Consider the following 17,354-nt stretch of genomic DNA (forward strand, 5'->3'; position numbering starts at 1 on the left):
TCAGGCGGGGCGGCCTGTTGCATTCGCGCAACGCCGCCCTCGCGAGGCGATGGAATTTCCATCGGCTCGTCGCATTTTCCGCGACGGCACAGCGCGCCGGTTGACGTCATGCCGTCGACGCTGCGACGGCACGGCCCTTGTCGTAACAAGTCAGATATTCCCCGCTTTTCTGCCGGTCTGCGCACCATTTCCTCATGGTTAAGCAATGCTCGCAATGGATGCTCAACGGGGCGTTCATGATGAATTTCCGGAAACCTTTCGACTCTCTCCTACCGCTTAGCTTCAGCCTCGCCGGGATCGTCCGGTGTTGCTCGGGGGAGCATTGGGGGAATTGGGAACATGACCAGAGGGATCGGATTCGCCGCGGCGTGCGCGGCGGCGTTGGCTGCTGCGCCCGCAGCGGCCCAATATATGCCACAGGAACCGCAGGCGCCGGGGTATGCAGCAGCCAATTTACGGCTGCCGCCGCGCGATGCACAGGGGGACTATGCAACGCCAAATCGTGATTTGACCGGTCACGACGCGTTCTGGAACTTGCGCATCGCGCTCAACGTCGCGGCCATCGGTTGCCGGCATCCGGGATCGCTGCAGTTGATCGCCGACTATAACAGCATCATCGCGCGGCACGGCGGATTGATCCGCTCGGCCGAAACCGCGGTGATCGCCCGGCTGGGACGCGAAACGGGTAGCAATGGCATCGCTGCACGCGACCGCACCTCGACAAAATTGTTCAACTATTTCGCACAGCCGCCCGCGCAGAAGGATTTCTGCCGCGTCGCCGGATCGATCGCGCAGCAGGTCAGCGGGATGGACAGCGCGGGTGCAATGGCGATGGCGCCCGCAATGCTGGCACAGGTCGACCAGCCGTTCGTCGACTTCTATGACGCCTATGCGCGCTATCAGGTCGAACTTGCCGCCTATCGCGCCCAAAGCGGTCATCAGCCGAGGACCGAACCGGGCATTCAGATGGCCGCCGCGAAACCCTGAGCGAAATTCGCTGGGGGTCATAGCAACGGTGCCAAGCATCTGTTAGCAGGGCGGAGCGATGACCAATGCTCCGCCCCCACCTTCGACCGCGGCCCAGTCCGCGCGCAATATCCTGACCCGGTTGCACGAGGTCATGGCATCGCGCGCCAATGCGCAGGGCAAGCTCAATCAGGTCGTCGGGATCATCGGCGAATGCCTCGATAGCGAGGTCTGCTCGATCTATCTGCTGCGCGAAGGCGCGCTCGAACTTTATGCGACGCGCGGGCTGAAGCAGGAGGCGGTGCACGTCACCCGCCTGGGCCTTGGCGAAGGACTGGTGGGGACGATCGCCGACCAGATCGAAACGCTCAACCTCGACGAAGCCGCCGCGCACCCGGACTTTTCCTATCGCCCTGAAACGGGCGAGGAACTGTTCCACAGCTTCGCCGGTGTGCCGATCATCCGCCGCGAACGCGCGGTCGGCGTGCTGTGTGTCCAGCACAGCGATCCCCGCCGCTATGACGATATCGAGATAGAGACGTTGCAGACCGTCGCGATGGTGCTGTCCGAACTGATCGCCAACGCCGACCTCGTCGATACCGCGGCGCGCACCGATGCCGCCGCGGCCGATCAGTCGGCGCAGCGGCTGAACGGCCAGAAGCTGGTCGACGGCATGGGCGCGGGCGTTGCGGTGTTTCACCAGCCGCGCATCACCATCGAGCATACGGTCGCCGACGATATCGAGGCCGAACGGCACCGCGTCTATGCCGCATTCGACAAGATGCGCGAGCAGATCGACCGCATGGCGAGCTCGGCTGATTTCGGCGTCGGCGGCGAGCATGAGGAGGTCATCGAGACCTATAAGATGTTCGCCTATGACGAGGGATGGTCGCGCCGGATCAACGAGGCGATCGACAGCGGCCTGACCGCCGAGGCGGCGATCGAGCGCGTCCAGCAACGCACCCGCATGCGAATGCGTCAGATTGACGATCCCCTGTTGCGCGACCGCATGCACGATCTCGAAGACCTGTCGAACCGGCTGATCCGCATCGTGTCGGGGCAGATGGGCACCGCGGCGCAAATGGGGCTCCGCCAGGATTCGATCCTGATCGCGCGCAACCTTGGGCCGGCCGAACTGCTCGAATATGATCGCCGCCGCCTGAAAGGCGTCGTGCTCGAAGAAGGGTCCTTGACCGCGCATGTCATCATCGTCGCGCGTGCGATGGGCGTTCCGGTGCTCGGCCGCGTCAGCGACGTGCGGGCCTCGATCCGCGAAGGCGACCTGCTGCTGCTCGACGCCACGGCAGGCCAGCTCCACGTGCGCCCGACACAGGCGGTGCAGGACGCCTTCGACGCCAAGCTGGAGATTTCGCAAAAGCGCCGCGCCAATCTCGCGTCGCTGCGCGATCTGCCCGCTGTCACCAAAGACGGCGTACCGATCGAGCTGATGATCAACGCGGGGCTGCGCGAGGATGTCGCCGCGCTCGACCTGACCGGCGCGCGCGGGATCGGCCTGTTCCGCACCGAATTCCAGTTCCTTGTGTCAGCGACATTACCCTCGCGCGACCGCCAGCAGCGGCTTTACCGCGACGTGCTCGATGCTGCAGGCGACCGGCCGGTGATCTTTCGCACCGTCGACATCGGCGGCGACAAGGCGCTGCCCTATATGAATGTCGGCGACAGCGCGCACGAGGAAAACCCCGCGATGGGCTGGCGCGCTCTGCGCCTCGCGCTCGAACGCGAAGGATTGCTGAAGGTTCAGGCGCGCGCGCTGATGGAGGCCGCGGCGGGACGCACGCTCAACGTGATGTTCCCGATGGTATCCGAGCCGTGGGAATATGAGGCCGCGCGCGACCTGTTCGTCGGCCAGCGCGCCTGGCTCGCGAGCCACAACAAGAAACTGCCGGTCGCGATCCGCTATGGCGCGATGCTGGAGGTTCCGGGCCTTCTCGAAACCCTCGACCTGATGCTGCCGCATCTCGACTTCCTGTCGATCGGTACCAACGATCTCACCCAGTTCCTGTTCGCCGCCGACCGCGCGCATCCGCGGCTCGCCGAACGCTACGACTGGCTGTCGCCGACCGTCATGCGTTATCTCGCGCGCGTCGTCCGCACGGTATCGGGATCGAAGGTCGCGCTCGGTGTGTGCGGCGAGATGGGCGGCCGCCCACTCGAAGCCATGGCGCTGCTCGGCGTTGGTATCGAACGCCTGTCGATCACGCCCGCGGGCGTTGGCCCCGTCAAGGCGATGATCCGTTCGCTCGACCTCGCAGCGTTGCGCGCCGACATGCCGGCGATCCTAGCCCAGCCGTCAGCCGACCCGCGCGGTCAGTATCTGGCGTGGGCGCAGCAGCATCAGGTCGATCTGGGCGATTGATCGAACCGGCGATCTCCCGGATATAATCGGTTCCGGACAACAGTCGTAAGCGCGCAAGCGGCATAGACCGATACTCCGGCGACGATTGCGCCCGCAAAGGTGTCCGTGAGATGGTGGCTGCCATGGAACAGCGTACCGATCCAGACCAGCAGGTTGAACCCCACCGCTGGCCAGCGAAGCGCAGGAATTCGCCAGAAGGCCCACGCGGCCTGGATAGCCATGATCGTGTGAAAGCTGGGAAAGGTAATCAGTCCCATAATCGACGACCGGTTTAGATCGAAAAGCGCGCCCGTTCGCAACTGCATCACATGAACGACCGTCCGGCCCTCTGAACTGAGCGCCATCTGCGGGTGATCCGCGGCCGTCAGCTGCAGATATCCGTATGCGCCGACGGCGGGCAAAAGGACTGCGATGAGATGAACGGCGACCAGCGACAAGAAGGTCGCGGCAAGCAGCTTCATCAGGCGGTCGTTCTGGCGTGCGAGGATCAGCACGGGCAGGGCCAGCATGGCCTGGATGCCTGCCTGGTCATAGGCGATGCGCGTCCAATGCACCAAGGCGGGATAGTCGCCGAACCGATGGAGCATCGTCAACCAATCGAAGCCCAACCATTGATCGGCCGCATAGAGCTGGGCATCGATCAGTGGAAAACCGCGCCCGGCCGAATAGACTAGATACCCGGCTTCAGCGCCCAGAACCTTGCCGAGCTGCACCGCAAGGATGAAACCGAGGACCGTGGCGATCACCGGCGAAAACCGAAAGGTGCAATAGCCAGCGGTGACGATCGCCAGAGCAAAGATCAGTGGGATGCTTGCGCCCGGCGGCCGGAGCGCGACATTGGCAAAGAACCAGAGAATGCCAAGACCCGAGAAGAGAAGCGCACTGGCGCAAGCGACGATGATAGAGGGTATCAGCTCTTCTCGCGTGAAGGCGCCGTCCCACTTCGTCAATGCATCGCCGGGATCGAGGCGCAGCAACAGGGAGGATGTTGAGGTCATGGAGCGGAGTTAACTATCTTTCCGCGATTAAAATCGCGTAAACGAGCGATTTTTCAATATTTTCACAGATGGATGAACCATGTTGAACGCGATATTTGTTTATGTTATGTTCTCCACTCGATTCCTTGAGGAGAGAAAGCGATGACCGAGCAAGCCCCACGTGCCAGCGGCCAATGTCATTGCGGCGCAATCCGCTATTCGATGAGCACCGCGGTGCAGCATCACGCGCTTTGCCACTGCAGCGATTGCCGCCGCCATTCGGGCGCGCCGCTCGTCGGCTGGGCGCTCGTCGGCAATGACGAGATCGAAATCGACGGTAACGCCAAGATCTACGCATCATCCGAACATGGCCGTCGCCATTTCTGTGCCGATTGCGGCACAGGACTCTTCTACACCAACGATGCGATCTTTCCCGGCCAAATCGATGTGCAGACCGCAACGCTCGACGATCCCGACCTCATCCCCGCGCAGGCGCAGATTCAGACTGCCGAGCGTATCGGCTGGATGGAAAAGCTGAGCGATCTTCCGGCGTTCGAGCGTTACCCGCCCTTCGAATGATCAGCGGTCGGCGGCGACAATGGCCTTGACGAGTTCGGCGGTGTCGAGCCTGGCCTTGTCGTCGTCATAACCCTGACGGACGATCACCAGTTCGCGCGACGGGATGATGACGACATATTGGCCGCGATTGCCGAAAGCGCCAAAAGCGTCGGCGGGAATACCGTCCGACTTGTTCAGCAGCCAGAAGCCCGCGCCATAGCCGAACGGTCCGTCGGGTTGCGGCCCGCTCGGCGCCGTGACGAAGCGGCGCCAGTCGGCGGGAAGCAGGCGCTTACCCTGCCACATACCGTCGTTCTGATAGAGCAGCCCCAGCCGCGCGAGGTCGCGCGCGGTCGTCCACACCTGGCTCGACAGGATATAATCGCCGTCCTTGTCATGCTCGACGAAAGTGCGCGTCATGCCGATCCGATCGAAGAAGGCGGCGGGGTCAAGCGGCGCCCCTGCCTTTTTCAGCGCAGCCTTCAGCGACAGCGTCGCGAGCAGCGTGTCGTTGTTGGCATAACGATAACGGCTGTTCGGCGGGTTGAGCAGAGGCCATTGCGTAGTCCATTGCCGCACCGACGCCCCACCCATATAAATGGCGTCGCTGCGGTTGCCCGCAGTATCGCTGGTGAGGCCGCTCGCCATTCGCATCAGTTGTTCGGTCGTGATCGCCGCGCGCGGATCGCCCGGCGACTGCCATTCGGCGATCATCGCGGGCTTTGTGACGTCGATCGAGCCCTGCTGCACCGCATGGCCGATCAACGTCGCCGCCATCGATTTCGCCACCGAAAAGGTGCGCTGTGCGGTATGGATATCATGCCCGCCCCAATAGCGCTCGAGCGCGATCCGGCCGTTTTTGACGATCAGCAGCGAGCTGGTGCGCCCGCCGAAACGGTCGATGCCCATTGCCGTTTCCTCGAACGGGCTCTTGCCCTTGGGAATGGGGCGGCGCGCATCCTTGTCGCCGATCGGCCAAGGCCGGGCGTCGAGATCGGCGCGGCGCTCGGCGGCGGGTATCGCTGCCGACTGTGCCCCGATCGGCAACGCGACGCAGCCGTCGCGCCCGCTCCATTCGGCGATGCGCGGCGGCATATCGTCGCGATAGCTTACGCTGACGCGCTTTGCCCCGGTATCGACATCGGCCTTCAACGCCCGGACGTCGGCCTCAATCTCCGGATAGATGCCGGTGAGTTCGTCGCGCTCGATCGCCTCGATCGGCTTGCCTGCGCCGTTCCAGAGCGACGAACAGACGAACGCAGCGCGATAGCCCGCCGCCCATGCGCGGTTCAACTCGGCGTTGGGTTTGGGCGCCTGCGCGGCTCCGGGAACGGCGCCGGCTAAGAGGAAGGCGCCGAGAACGCACAGAAGGTCAGGGGCGGTCGCCGAAAGCCTGCCGCTGCGCCTTTTTTGCACGATCCCACCAAGCACGCCGGATGACATTGGCGACGCGTTCGGGATCGTCCGATCCGAAGCGGACGAGCAGCGCGTGCCAGCCTTCGTAATGCGGCGTTTGCCAGAAGGTGCCGGGATCGGTTTCAAGCAGGATTTCCTTTTCGTCGGGCTTGCACATCACCGCAAAACTGCCCGGCTCGCGTCCGGGAGACGCGAGAGCCTTGCCGTTGAGCTTGGGACAAGGCGTGCCGTAAAAGGAAAGCATTTCAACCTCTGGGAGCGTGCAGGCAAAGGCTACCACATCGTCGCAACTGTCGAATACAAGCGTCATGCGTCCCGTCGAACTAGTCTTCGAGCGTCCCGGCCATAACCTCGACGTCCCGTCCCAACGGCTGCATGGGCTGGAAGCGCAGGCGCGTCAACACCAGCCGGTCGCCCTGAATATCGAGGTCATAGAAAGCGTTGCCGCCGCGAGGACAGCAATTGCCGTCGCCGTCGCGCGCAACAGGTGCGGAGGCGAACATCTCGTCAAAGGTGAATTGCGCCGGGCCGCGCAGCCAATAACCTGTCGGCAGTAGCTTCCCGCCCTGTTCCGCCCAGTCGGACATATCGACGCGGCGCCATTTGGGTCCGTCGGTATCGCTCGCGAAAAGCGCGTCGGCATTGCCGCCGCCACTACCCGCGAGTGTGCCGCCGATATGGACGAGCCGCCGTTTGTCATTGTCGACGACCAGATCGGGCGTCCCGATCGACCCCGAGCTTTCGGCAAATCCCGCTAGCGCCGTCTTGCCCGCCTTGTCCTGCGACAGGAGCACGACCATCCGCGCCTGCGGCCCGTCGCGCGGCGCAAGCAACATCTTTTGCCAGAGCAGGGTCGCGTCGCGGTCGCTGCTGTTGATCCGTCCGCTGGCTTCGACGCTGCACTTGCCGCCGAAGTCGTAAAGGCATCGCTGCGCAATATTGGTAACGCGTACGCGCGTCAGCGCGATCTTCGCCGTTACCTCCGCAGCGGTGCAGGTGGTTTCGATAGTGCCGCTTGGACAGGACAGGATCGGTGTCGCTGCAGCGGCAAGGACAAGCGCCAATGCCATGATGACTACCCCAGTTTCGGCGCGACCCGGATTGCGCCAAAACTATACCCATGCGCGGTGCGGGGCAAGACTGACGTCATTCCTTCACATGCCGACGCTCATCCCACCAGGCGAGCCGTTCGGCGATGCGCTTTTCGAACCCGCGATCGACGGGGCGATAGAAGGTCGCCGGCGCCATATTGTCGGGCCAGTAATTGTCGCCCGAAAAGCCGTCGGGCGCATCATGGTCGTAGCTGTAGCCCGCGCCATAACCCAGATCTTTCATTAACTTGGTCGGCGCATTGAGGATGTTGGCGGGCGGCGCGAGGCTACCGGTTTCGCGCGCGGCCGCCCACGCCGCCTTCTGCGCTGCATAGGCCGCGTTCGACTTGGGTGCGGTAGCGCAATAGAGGCACGCCTGCACGATCGCGAGTTCGCCTTCGGGCGATCCGAGGAACTGGTAAGCGTCTTTTGCCGCAAGGCACTGCACCAGCGCCTGCGGATCGGCGAGGCCGATATCCTCGCTCGCGAAGCGGGTGATTCGCCGCAACACATAGAGCGGCTCCTCGCCCGCCACGAGCATGCGCGCGAGCCAATAGAGAGCCGCCTGCGGGTCCGACCCGCGCAGCGCCTTATGCAGCGCCGAGATCAGATTGTAATGGCCGTCGCGATCCTTGTCGTAGACCGGCATCCGGCGATGCAGGAATTGCGCGAGCTCCGCCGGATCGAGTGGTGCCTCGATCGTCACCGAGAAGAGCGTTTCGACCTGGTTGAGCAGGAAGCGGCCGTCGCCGTCGGCGCTGGCAATCAACGCCGAGCGCGCCGCGTCGGTCACCGGCAGGCGCTGGTCAACCTCTGCCTCGGCACGCTCGATCAGCGTACCAAGCGCCGCCTCGCCCAACCGGTTGAGCACCAGCACCTGCGCGCGGCTGAGCAATGCAGCATTAAGCGCGAAGCTCGGATTCTCAGTCGTCGCACCGACGAGCACCACGGTGCCGCGCTCGACATAAGGCAGGAAGCCGTCCTGTTGCGCACGATTGAAACGATGGATCTCGTCGACGAAAAGCAGGGTCCGCTTGCCGGCCGCAGCCATCTTTTCGGCATCGGCAAAGGCTTGCCGGAGGTCTGCAACGCCCGAGAAGACAGCCGATAGCGGCGCGAAACGCATTCCTACCGCCTCGGCGAGCAGCCGCGCGATCGTCGTCTTGCCAGTGCCCGGCGGACCCCAGAGGATGATCGACGACAATTGCCCCGCCGCAACCATCCGGCCGATCGCCCCCTCGGGCCCGGTCAGATGTTCCTGCCCGACGACGTCGACAAGCGTGCGAGGACGCAATTTTTCGGCGAGCGGCACCGGGCCGGTCGCCCTGCCCTGCTGCGCCGCCGGCACATCCTCGCCGAACAGATCCTCGGCCATCGTTCCTCAGCCCCGGCGGCGCTGCTTTTGGCGGATCAGGCGGATATAGGTATCGGCGACCGTCTGGTTGATCGCATCCCATTGATAGGCGCCGCTTTCGAGCACCGCCGCAGAACCATGTTCGGCGCGAAGCTGGATATCGCGGCAATAGCGCTCAAGATGATCGGCAAAGCCGGTGATCGATCCCGGGGTAACGAGATAGCCGGTCTGCCCATGCTTGACGATGCTGGCGCTGCCGGTCGCGCGCGCCGCGACGACGGGCAGCCCGCAAGCCATCGCTTCCAGCGTCACATTGCCAAAGGTTTCGGTGACCGAAGGATTGAAGAAGATATCGCATGAGGCGAGCGCGTGGGCGAGATCTTCGCCGCCCTGAAAGCCGACGAAATTCGCGTTGGGCAACCGCGACTCAAACCATTCGCGGGCGGGGCCCTCGCCGATCACGACGACCTTGTGCGGGACGCCGCGCCGTTGGAGCACCTCCACCGCGTCGGCGAACACGTCGAGCCCCTTTTCCATGACCAGCCGGCCGAGGAAGGCGATCGCGGGAACATCGTCTTCGATGCCGAGCGAGCGGCGCCATGCCACGTCGCGGCGCGCCGGATTGAAAATCCCCTGTTCGACGCCGCGGGTCCAGATGCCGATATCATAGTTCATCCGTTGCTCGCGCAACACCTGCGCAAAGCTTTCGGACGGTGCGATCAGCGCATCGCATTTGCGGTAAAGCTTGCGCAACCACGCAACCATTACGGGCTCGAGGAACGACAGATTATAGTAGCGAACGTAGGTTTCGAAACGCGTGTGCACCGAACAGGCGACCGGAAGCCGCCGACGCCGCGCCCACGCCGCCGCCTGCCGCGCGACGCGGTCGGGGCTGGAGATATGGACGATATTGGGTGCAAAAGCGGTGATGTCCTCGCGGACGCGCGATGAAAAGGACACGGGAATGCGATATTCGCTCCGCCCTGGAATCGCGACCGACGGCACGCTGACCAGATCGCCCGTCGGTTCGAAAGCGGGGTGCTCGACGGTCGGCGAATAGACGCGAACCGCGGCGCCGTGAACCAGAAGATAGCCCACAAGACGGTTCAGCGCCTTGTTCGCGCCGTCGGTGGTCATGTTGTAATTGCCGCTGAACAGGGCGATGCGAAGGTCGGAGACGTCCATCACGCCTCCGCTAGTCCCGTCGCGGTGCAAACGCAACGCCGCCGTCAGGCCATGATGCTATAAGGTTCGCCGGGCTTCGCACGGCACATGCGCTTCGATACGCGCGTTTCCTCGCCCTCGACAATCGCGATGTCGGTGATCGACAGACATTTGCTGCCATTGGGCTCGGTGTTGAGTGCGGTGATCGTCGACGACCCCGCCACGCCTTCACGCGTCGGGCTCGTCCAATTCGCGGTCGCACCGACCTCTTCCTTTTTCGTGACGGCCACCGTCGCCTCCGCGGCGACTTTCTGCTCCTTTTCGTCGAGCTGGCACGCGATTTCGGCAACGAGCACCGCCCCTACCAATCCCGACACGAGCGTACCGACGCCCTTGAGGCCCACGGCGCTACCCGCCACACCGCCGATGAGGCCGCCCAGCGCGCCGCCGCGCTTGCGGGCGCGCTTGCATTTGGGGTCGGGAGCGTCGCTGTCCGCGCGCTTCGTTTCCTCGGCCTTCTTTTTTGGGGGCTGCTCGACGGTTTCTGGCGCTACGACTTTGACGCCAGATGCTGGCGCCGGATAACCGTTGCAGCCGGTGTTGAAGCAGAAGCGGTCGGCGAGATAGGCGCGGTCGGTCTGATATTGCGCCTCAAGTCCGCGATATGCAGCGAGGTTCGCGCCTTCGGGATCAGAGGCGGCGTGTTCCGCCATCACGGCCTTATAGAAGCGGTCCTGCGTCGCCGGGGAATAGCGCATATTACCGCCGACCCTGGTCGTATAAAGCGACGACAGCGCATTTTGATAGACAATCATCGCCTCGCGGTACGGCAGCATTTTCTGCGAATAATAGGCGTCGATCGCCACCGTGCAGCGATTGATCGCGGCCGCCTTGTCGAACGGCGCGTCGATCTTCTTATAATCCTCGCGGCATTTCGGATAGCTGCGGGTATCTAGCGCGGGCCGCTCTGGGAGAGCCGGCAGCGCGGGTTCGGTGACCGGTGGCGGGACAAAAGCCTTGTCGCCCTCGCTCGGCACACTCTGCCAAGCTGCCGCGGCAACATTACTCGACAGCAGCACCAAGAAAATGGCGCCCCACCCCGATCGATATCGCAGCTTTGCCGGCATGATTGAACTCCCACCCTTGTCTCCAAGGCTAGGACCGAATGACCGTCCTCACAAGTCGGGTCAATGACCCGGATCACACCGCAAACGAGCGTGTCGTGATATTGTTTTGGCTGCGGCGATGACATAGCATGACCGCGTGTGCGGTCGGGGGTCTGCACGTTGCTGGGGATGATCGTATGAACCGTTGGATCAAATCGATCGCTGCGCTTGTCGCGACGCTCGCATGCACTGCCGCGACCCCGCCCGGCATGGATCCCGACAACCCCACTTGCCCCGCCAAGCCCAATTGGTCGGACTATAGAACGATGGTGCTGACCCCGTTCCAGCGCAGCGGCGAAACCGTGCTGCTGGCCGAAGGGCGCGTCGACAGCGAACTTCCCGCGCGGCTTGAGAAGGTTCTGACCGACAATCCGTCGATCAGCGAAATCTGGATTCGTTCGCCGGGTGGCGATGCGCGCGCCGGCAATGCCGCAGGATTGCTGATCCGCAAATTCAGCAAAGAGCGGCAAATGGTGACACGAATTCCAGCGGGTTGGACCTGTTTCAGCGCGTGCAATTTCGTCTTCATGGGCGGCCGTGCACGCACGATCGACCCGGGCGGTTATTTCATGGTCCATATGTTCACGATGACCGGCGACAAGAACGCCATTCAGTCAAGCGTCGCACTGGGCGCCGAGTCCACCACCGAATTGATCAGCGACGTCGAGCGCGAGGCCGCCTTGATGGCGACTGAGGACAATGATCTGCTGATCCGTCTCGACGTATCACGCGACCTGCTGTCCGACATCATGTACCGGCAAAAGTCGGTGGCGACCGAAAGCGACCGTTCGACGCGCCGATGCCTGACTATGGCCGAAGCGCTGCGCTATAATGTGATCAATATCGGTCCCGAATAACCGGCGCGCTAGTCCCCGGTCTCCGACGGCGCCTCAAGGTCGACCACCACCGGCGGGTGAAGGCGCAAACGGTGCACGCGGCGTTCGTCGGCCTCGGTCACCTCGATGCGCCAGCCGCTCGGATGCTGCAGGATTTCGCCGACCTCTGGAACATGGCCGGCCAGCACGGCGGCAAGGCCGCCCAGCGTATCGACATCTTCCTCGACCTCGGCAAGCCGCGGGTCGATCGCCTCCCCGATATCGTCGAGTTCGGCGCGCGCATCGGCTTCCCAGCAGCCGCCCTCGCCGGGTGCGAAAAGCGCGGTCGGCTCGTCGTCATGCTCGTCCTCGATCTCGCCGACGATTTCCTCGACCAGATCCTCGATCGTCAGCAGCCCCTCGGTGCCCGAATATTCGTCGATCACGATCGCGAGATGGGTGCGCTTGGCGCGCATCTCGGCGAGCAGGTCGAGCACGCCCATCGATTGCGGAACGTAAAGCGGCTGGCGGATGAGGTCGAGCAGCGGCGGCGGCGTCCGCCCCTCCGCAAGCACCGCGAACACGTCCTTGACGTGGATCATCCCGACGACTTCGTCCAGATTTTCGCGGTAGACCGGCAGACGGCTATGCCCCGCCTCGGCAAACAGCGCGACGATATCGGCAAAGCTCGCGCTTTCGGGGATCGCGATGATGTCGGCGCGCGGTACCGCGACATCGTCGACCGTCTGCTCGCCAAAGTGAAGTAGGTTACGCAGCATCTTGCGCTCGATCGGCGACAGGTCGCCGACGACGCTGCTCCCGCGCCGTTCCTGCCCTTCCTCTTCGGCCTCGTCGATGACCTCTTCGATCTGTTCGCGCAGCGACGGTTCCTTGTCGCCGCCGAACAACAGGGTTTTCAGCCCGGAGAATAATCCGGGTCTACTACTGTCCTCTTCCGATCGGTTCGAAGATCCCTGGTCGTCGGGCATAGATAATGGCTTTTCCCTGTTAATCCTGATCCGCATATGGATTGGCGATGCCCAGCGATGCAAGCGCTTTCACCTCAAGCGCCTCCATGGCGGCCGCCGACCCGTCGTCCATATGGTCGTAACCGACAAGATGCAGCGTGCCGTGGACGATCAGATGCGTCGCGTGATCGGGGATCGAAATCCCCTTTTCCTCCGCTTCGCGCGCGCAGGTTTCGCGCGCCAACACGATGTCGCCGAGCAGGATTTCGCCGTCGTCGCTGTTCGACATGGCGATGAGGAGGTCGGCCTGTACCTGCGGAAAGGAGAGGACGTTGGTCGGCTTGTCCTTGCCGCGAAAATCGCGGTTGAGCGTGTGGACCTCGGCGTCGTCGGTCAGTCGCACCGATACCTCGACGAGCGGCGCGGCGTCGGCGAGCGAGGCATAGGGCGTCAGCGCAAGCGCCGCGGCGACCGCCTGCCCCGCCCGCACCTCCCAATCCAGCGGATCGGGCCAAGGCGTCGCGGCATAGGTTTCGACGCTCAGCACCGAATTGCTCCCGCGAAGAAATCAGCGGAAAACTGCGCAACTTCACTCGCAAATCGCGTTTTTCGTGTCGCAGGCGGTACGGGGATTCTGTCGTGGTTCATGGGTCGACGCTATAGCGGGGATGCGGTGTAGGACAGATAAAAAGCCATGGAGCCAAACATCGTCGAAATGAACTGATGCGGCACTTGCCCATTCAGTTATTGACTGATCGTTCCATAATTCCTATTTGGTCCCTCATGGCACGACCCAAGGCATTCGATACCGATGAGGCGCTGGACGCGGCAGTCGCTGTATTTCGCGATCATGGGTATGAGGGATCGTCGGCATCGATGCTCGTCGGCGCAATGGGGATCGGCCGGCAGAGCCTTTATGATAGCTTCGGCGACAAATGGCAGCTCTATTGCGCCGCGCTAAGGCGCTACACCACGACCGAAGTCCAGGCGCATCTCCAAACGCTGCGAAGGGAAGAGCGCGCCATCGATGGCATCCGTGCCATGATGGATCGCGTCGTTGTGGAGGCGTCGAATCCCTGCCTCGGCGTTGGTTCGATCTGCGAGTTCGGGACGAGCCGCGCCGATCTGGAAGAGATCAAAAACTCCGCCGCGGCTGTTTTGTACGACGCGATCGCGGAACGCGTTCGCGAAGCGAAGGAGCAGGGTGACCTTGCCGCAGATTTGGACCCGGTGGCGGTCGCGGGCTTCTTTGACAGCAGCTTTGCGGGAATACGCATCGCCGCGCGCGGGGGCGCCGACCAGAAGCAACTGCAATTGCTCGGAGAACTCGCCCTGCGGGCGCTTCGCTGACCCCCTTTTTTTGATCATTTCTGGAACAATCATTCCATAACTTACCGATCCCGCACAACAAGGAGAATATCGATGACGTCCCCCACGATCCTGATTACCGGCACCAGCAGCGGCCTTGGCCGAATGACCGCCCTCCATTTCGCGAAGCAAGGTTGGAATGTCGCCGCGACGATGCGCTCGCCCGAGAGGGACGAGACGTTCAGGGACCTGAAAAATGTCGCGGTGATTCCACTCGACGTGACCGACGTCGCCTCGGTCCGGGCTGCCGTGGCAGCCGCGATCGATCGCTTCGGCGCCATCGACGCGGTGGTGAACAATGCCGGCGCGGGCGCCTATGGGCCGCTCGAACTTGCCGAGGAGGCAACGATCGACTGGCAATATGCGGTCAATGTGCGCGGCCCGATCAACGTCATCCGCGCAATCCTGCCGCATTTCCGGGAAAGAAAGGCCGGCGCCATCGTCAATGTCAGTTCTTATATGGGCCTGACAAGTGCGGTGCCGACTGGGTCGCTCTACAACATGTCAAAATTCGCGCTCGAAGGGCTGATCGAGGGCCTCCATTATGAGCTGCGCCCGTTCAATATCCGCCTGCGCCTCGTCGAACCAGGCGGCTTCACGGGCAATAAATTCCGCGACAATATGATCTTCCACCGTTCGGACGAAATCCGCGATTACGACCCGCTGGTCGGACAGCTCGAAGCCATGTTCGCGTCGGTCGATCCCGCGCGCCTCGACGACCCCCAGGTGATTATCGACGCGATCCATACGGCCGCTGTCGATCCGGACAGCCCATTCCGGGCCGTCATCGGCGCCGAAGGCAATGGCCTTATGGCGATGCGGAGCGCGATGCCGATCGAGCAATATCTCGATACGATCGCCGGACAATTCGGCCTGTAGTCGCCCGCGCGACGTCAGTGCATATGCTTCAGCTTGTCGGGGTTGCGCATGACATAGATGGCAGTGATCTTGCCGTCCTCGATTTCCAGCGCCGTCGTCTGCAGTTCGCCGTCGGCTTCGCGCGTGACGAAGCCCGGCAGCCCGTTGATCGTGCCGGCGTGGACGAGCGTCGAGCCGTATTTTCCGAACAGCACCGCCAGGCTGCGATGCAGTTTCAGCACGATGTCATGGCCGAGGACGGGGCCCATCGCGGCGGGGCGCTTGCCGCCACCGTCGGCCCACATGCCGACATCGGCGGCAAGCAGCGCGCCGAGCGCGCCCATGTCGCCGCTGCGCGATGCCGCGAAAAAGGCGTTGGCGATCTGAAGCCCCTGCTCTTTTTCAAGCTTGTAGCGCGGGCGCGCGTCGCGGACGTGGGTTCGCGCGCGCGCCGCAAGCTGGCGCGTCGCGGCGGGGTCGCGGTCGATCGTCTTGGCGACCTCTTCGAACTCGACGCCGAAGACGTCGTGGAGCAGGAAGGCGGCACGTTCGAGCGGCGACAGCCGTTCGAGCGCGATCATCAGCGGCAGCGTGACGTCGTCCTCTTCCTCCTCCTCGACCAGCGGATCGGGGAGCCAGGGGCCGACATAGGTCTCGCGCTGACTGCGTGCCGACTTTATCTGGTCGAGGCAGAGACGCGTCACGGTCCGCCGCAGGAAGGCCGCGGGCTCGCGCACGGCGCTGCGGTCGGTGCCGAGCCAGCGAATGAAGGCATCCTGCACCACATCCTCGGCATCCGCGACCGAGCCGAGCATGCGGTAGGCCACGCGCGTGAGGAGCGGGCGCAGCAGGTCGAAACTCCCCGCTGCGTCCGCTGCCGCATCGATTTCGCCGCGGATGCCCTCAGGGGTCATCAGGCAGCCTTCAACGCGCCGTTTTCGTACCAAAGGTCGAAACCGACCGCGATACGATTCCAGCCATTGATGACGTTGATCATCACGGTCAGATTCACCTGTTCCTCCGGCGTGAAATGCGCTTCGAGCGCATCCTTCGCAGCCTTCTGTGTGTGCCCTGCGGACAGCTTGGTCAAGGCGTCGGTCCAGGCGAGTGCCGCGCGTTCGCGGTCGGTATAGACCGGGGCTTCGTGCCAGGCCGAGAGCAGATAGATGCGCTGTTCGGTCTCGCCCTTCGCGCGGGCTTCGACAGTGTGCATGTTGATGCAGTTGGCGCAGCCGTTGAGGATCGACGAGCGGATCTTCACCAGTTCGATCAGGCTCGGCTCGAGGCTCTTTTCGGCGCCGAGGCTGACAGCCATCCATTGCTTCATCAGGTGCGGGGCGGCGGCGTAGGGGTCGGTTACCTTGGTCATGTCATATCTCCTTCATGGGGGTTGTGCAGACTTGACGAGACAGGATCGGCGGATGTGACATGGATCGCGAAAAAAATTCGCGCGGGCCGAAAAATCGGTTAGCTTGCCCACCTCGATAATCAGAACGAGGGGGTCCAATCATGAAATTTCTCGATGGTTTCGGCGAACAGGCCTATGCATTGCTGCGCATCGTTGCGGGTGTACTGTTCCTCGCGCACGGGGTGCAGAAATTCCTCAACTTCCCTGTCGCCTTTCCGATGCCGCTCAACCCGATGCTATATGCTGCGGGGACGATCGAACTGGTCGCGGGCGCGCTGATCATCATCGGCCTGTTCACCCGTCCCGCCGCCTTCATCGCGAGCGGCATGTCGGCGGTCGGTTACTGGGTCGCGCACGGCAGCCAGGGGCCCTTCCCGATCGTCAACGGCGGCGAGACGATCATCCTCTACTGCTTCATCTTCCTGTTTATCGCGACGCGCGGTGCGGGAATCTGGAGTGTCGAAGGCGCTAAGAAATAGGCATTCCAACTCTATCTTGTGGCAGGGATAAGGGAGATGAACGTCGGGCGAACGCCGGCCTCCGGAGAAGTGGCCGCTCGCGGCCTTAAGGCGACAAAAGATACGGACGTACGCGTCCAGAATATCTCCTTTGTCGCCTTAAGGCGATGACGGGCGCGGAGTGTCGAAGGAGTGTTCTGCAGGGTGATCGATGCGGTCATCCACAAGGGTAGATCATCGCCGGATATATTGGGAAAGCGGTTTTTTCTGTGCGAGGTTCTGGCTGATTTTGGTCGGGAGCTGCCGTTGTAGGTGTGTACCCTAGCGAAGGCCGGGGTCCAAAATTCCAACACTAACCTTGCGCTTTTCCGAACTGGGCCCCGGCTTTCGCCGGGGTACACGGATGGGCA

General features: G+C 63.0%; 18 protein-coding genes. 7 read left to right on the plus strand and 11 right to left on the minus strand.

The genetic code is table 11. The features are described 5' to 3' along the window. Positions 1 to 339 precede the first annotated feature (339 nt). Together KEC45_RS13510 and ptsP are read left to right on the plus strand one after the other, a co-directional pair. Positions 340 to 987 carry a hypothetical protein gene (locus tag KEC45_RS13510; protein WP_062178268.1) on the plus strand — a complete coding sequence of 216 codons (648 nt, stop codon included), beginning with the start codon at positions 340 to 342 and terminating at the stop codon, positions 985 to 987. 58 nt (positions 988 to 1,045) lie between these two features. Continuing rightward, positions 1,046 to 3,343, plus strand: a complete 2,298-nt coding sequence (gene ptsP, locus KEC45_RS13515; protein ID WP_062178265.1) for a phosphoenolpyruvate--protein phosphotransferase — start codon at positions 1,046 to 1,048, stop codon at positions 3,341 to 3,343. On the opposite strand, the gene KEC45_RS13520 is transcribed toward ptsP, so the two are convergent. Then, positions 3,322 to 4,341: a phosphatase PAP2 family protein gene (locus KEC45_RS13520; RefSeq protein WP_252171108.1), complete on the minus strand. Its 1,020-nt coding sequence runs from the start codon at positions 4,339 to 4,341 to the stop codon at positions 3,322 to 3,324. The two genes, ptsP and KEC45_RS13520, sit on opposite strands and share 22 nt — an antisense overlap. A gap of 141 nt (positions 4,342 to 4,482) precedes the next feature. Here KEC45_RS13520 and KEC45_RS13525 point away from each other — a divergent pair, with 141 nt between their 5' ends. After that, positions 4,483 to 4,899, plus strand: coding sequence for a GFA family protein (locus KEC45_RS13525; protein WP_062178251.1), 417 nt, complete (start codon positions 4,483 to 4,485; stop codon positions 4,897 to 4,899). On the opposite strand, the gene KEC45_RS13530 is transcribed toward KEC45_RS13525, so the two are convergent. The 6 genes from KEC45_RS13530 to KEC45_RS13555 all read right to left on the minus strand — a co-directional run bounded on the left by KEC45_RS13530 (position 4,900) and on the right by KEC45_RS13555 (position 11,030). Next, entirely contained in the window at positions 4,900 to 6,294 is a 1,395-nt protein-coding gene (locus tag KEC45_RS13530; RefSeq protein WP_252171109.1) for a serine hydrolase, read from the minus strand. It abuts the gene before it with no gap. After that, entirely contained in the window at positions 6,251 to 6,604 is a 354-nt protein-coding gene (locus KEC45_RS13535) for an MmcQ/YjbR family DNA-binding protein (RefSeq protein ID WP_252171110.1), read from the minus strand. The genes KEC45_RS13530 and KEC45_RS13535 overlap by 44 nt, the downstream gene beginning before the upstream one ends. Before the next feature lie 13 nt (positions 6,605 to 6,617). Beyond that, complete coding sequence (locus KEC45_RS13540; protein ID WP_062178245.1) at positions 6,618 to 7,364, minus strand: hypothetical protein; 747 nt, start codon at positions 7,362 to 7,364, stop codon at positions 6,618 to 6,620. A gap of 76 nt (positions 7,365 to 7,440) precedes the next feature. Beyond that, the gene (locus tag KEC45_RS13545) at positions 7,441 to 8,760 is read right to left on the minus strand and encodes a replication-associated recombination protein A (protein WP_062178242.1); all 1,320 of its coding nucleotides are present in this window, start codon (positions 8,758 to 8,760) and stop codon (positions 7,441 to 7,443) included. Between the two features lie 6 nt (positions 8,761 to 8,766). Next, entirely contained in the window at positions 8,767 to 9,924 is a 1,158-nt protein-coding gene (locus KEC45_RS13550; RefSeq protein WP_062178239.1) for a glycosyltransferase family 1 protein, read from the minus strand. A 44-nt stretch (positions 9,925 to 9,968) separates the two neighbouring features. Beyond that, the gene (locus tag KEC45_RS13555) at positions 9,969 to 11,030 is read right to left on the minus strand and encodes a hypothetical protein (protein WP_062178236.1); all 1,062 of its coding nucleotides are present in this window, start codon (positions 11,028 to 11,030) and stop codon (positions 9,969 to 9,971) included. Between the two features lie 176 nt (positions 11,031 to 11,206). Between KEC45_RS13555 and KEC45_RS13560 the strand changes: the two genes are divergently transcribed. Next, the gene (locus KEC45_RS13560; protein WP_062183580.1) at positions 11,207 to 11,926 is read left to right on the plus strand and encodes a hypothetical protein; all 720 of its coding nucleotides are present in this window, start codon (positions 11,207 to 11,209) and stop codon (positions 11,924 to 11,926) included. An 8-nt stretch (positions 11,927 to 11,934) separates the two neighbouring features. Here KEC45_RS13560 and KEC45_RS13565 read toward each other — a convergent pair whose 3' ends face one another. Further along, entirely contained in the window at positions 11,935 to 12,873 is a 939-nt protein-coding gene (locus KEC45_RS13565; protein ID WP_062178234.1) for a hemolysin family protein, read from the minus strand. A gap of 19 nt (positions 12,874 to 12,892) precedes the next feature. Next, on the minus strand, positions 12,893 to 13,399 hold the full coding sequence (ybeY, locus tag KEC45_RS13570; protein WP_062178231.1) for an rRNA maturation RNase YbeY: 507 nt from the start codon (positions 13,397 to 13,399) through the stop codon (positions 12,893 to 12,895). A 176-nt stretch (positions 13,400 to 13,575) separates the two neighbouring features. Here ybeY and KEC45_RS13575 point away from each other — a divergent pair, with 176 nt between their 5' ends. Next, positions 13,576 to 14,202, plus strand: a complete 627-nt coding sequence (locus KEC45_RS13575; RefSeq protein WP_238586575.1) for a TetR/AcrR family transcriptional regulator — start codon at positions 13,576 to 13,578, stop codon at positions 14,200 to 14,202. A gap of 72 nt (positions 14,203 to 14,274) precedes the next feature. Further along, entirely contained in the window at positions 14,275 to 15,099 is an 825-nt protein-coding gene (locus KEC45_RS13580; RefSeq protein WP_062178225.1) for an SDR family oxidoreductase, read from the plus strand. Positions 15,100 to 15,113: 14 nt separating this feature from the next. Here the strand turns inward: KEC45_RS13580 and KEC45_RS13585 are convergent, their stop codons facing one another. Both KEC45_RS13585 and KEC45_RS13590 read right to left on the minus strand, forming a co-directional pair. Further along, entirely contained in the window at positions 15,114 to 15,992 is an 879-nt protein-coding gene (locus tag KEC45_RS13585; protein WP_252171111.1) for a sigma-70 family RNA polymerase sigma factor, read from the minus strand. After that, positions 15,992 to 16,447, minus strand: a complete 456-nt coding sequence (locus KEC45_RS13590; protein WP_062178222.1) for a carboxymuconolactone decarboxylase family protein — start codon at positions 16,445 to 16,447, stop codon at positions 15,992 to 15,994. Before KEC45_RS13590 ends, KEC45_RS13585 begins: the two co-directional genes overlap by 1 nt. A 140-nt stretch (positions 16,448 to 16,587) precedes the next feature. Here KEC45_RS13590 and KEC45_RS13595 point away from each other — a divergent pair, with 140 nt between their 5' ends. Beyond that, positions 16,588 to 16,965, plus strand: coding sequence for a DoxX family protein (locus KEC45_RS13595; RefSeq protein ID WP_062178219.1), 378 nt, complete (start codon positions 16,588 to 16,590; stop codon positions 16,963 to 16,965). The last annotated feature ends 389 nt before the right edge of the window (positions 16,966 to 17,354 follow it).

Source organism: Sphingopyxis sp. USTB-05 (assembly GCF_023822045.1).
Taxonomy (GTDB): Bacteria; Pseudomonadota; Alphaproteobacteria; order Sphingomonadales; family Sphingomonadaceae; genus Sphingopyxis.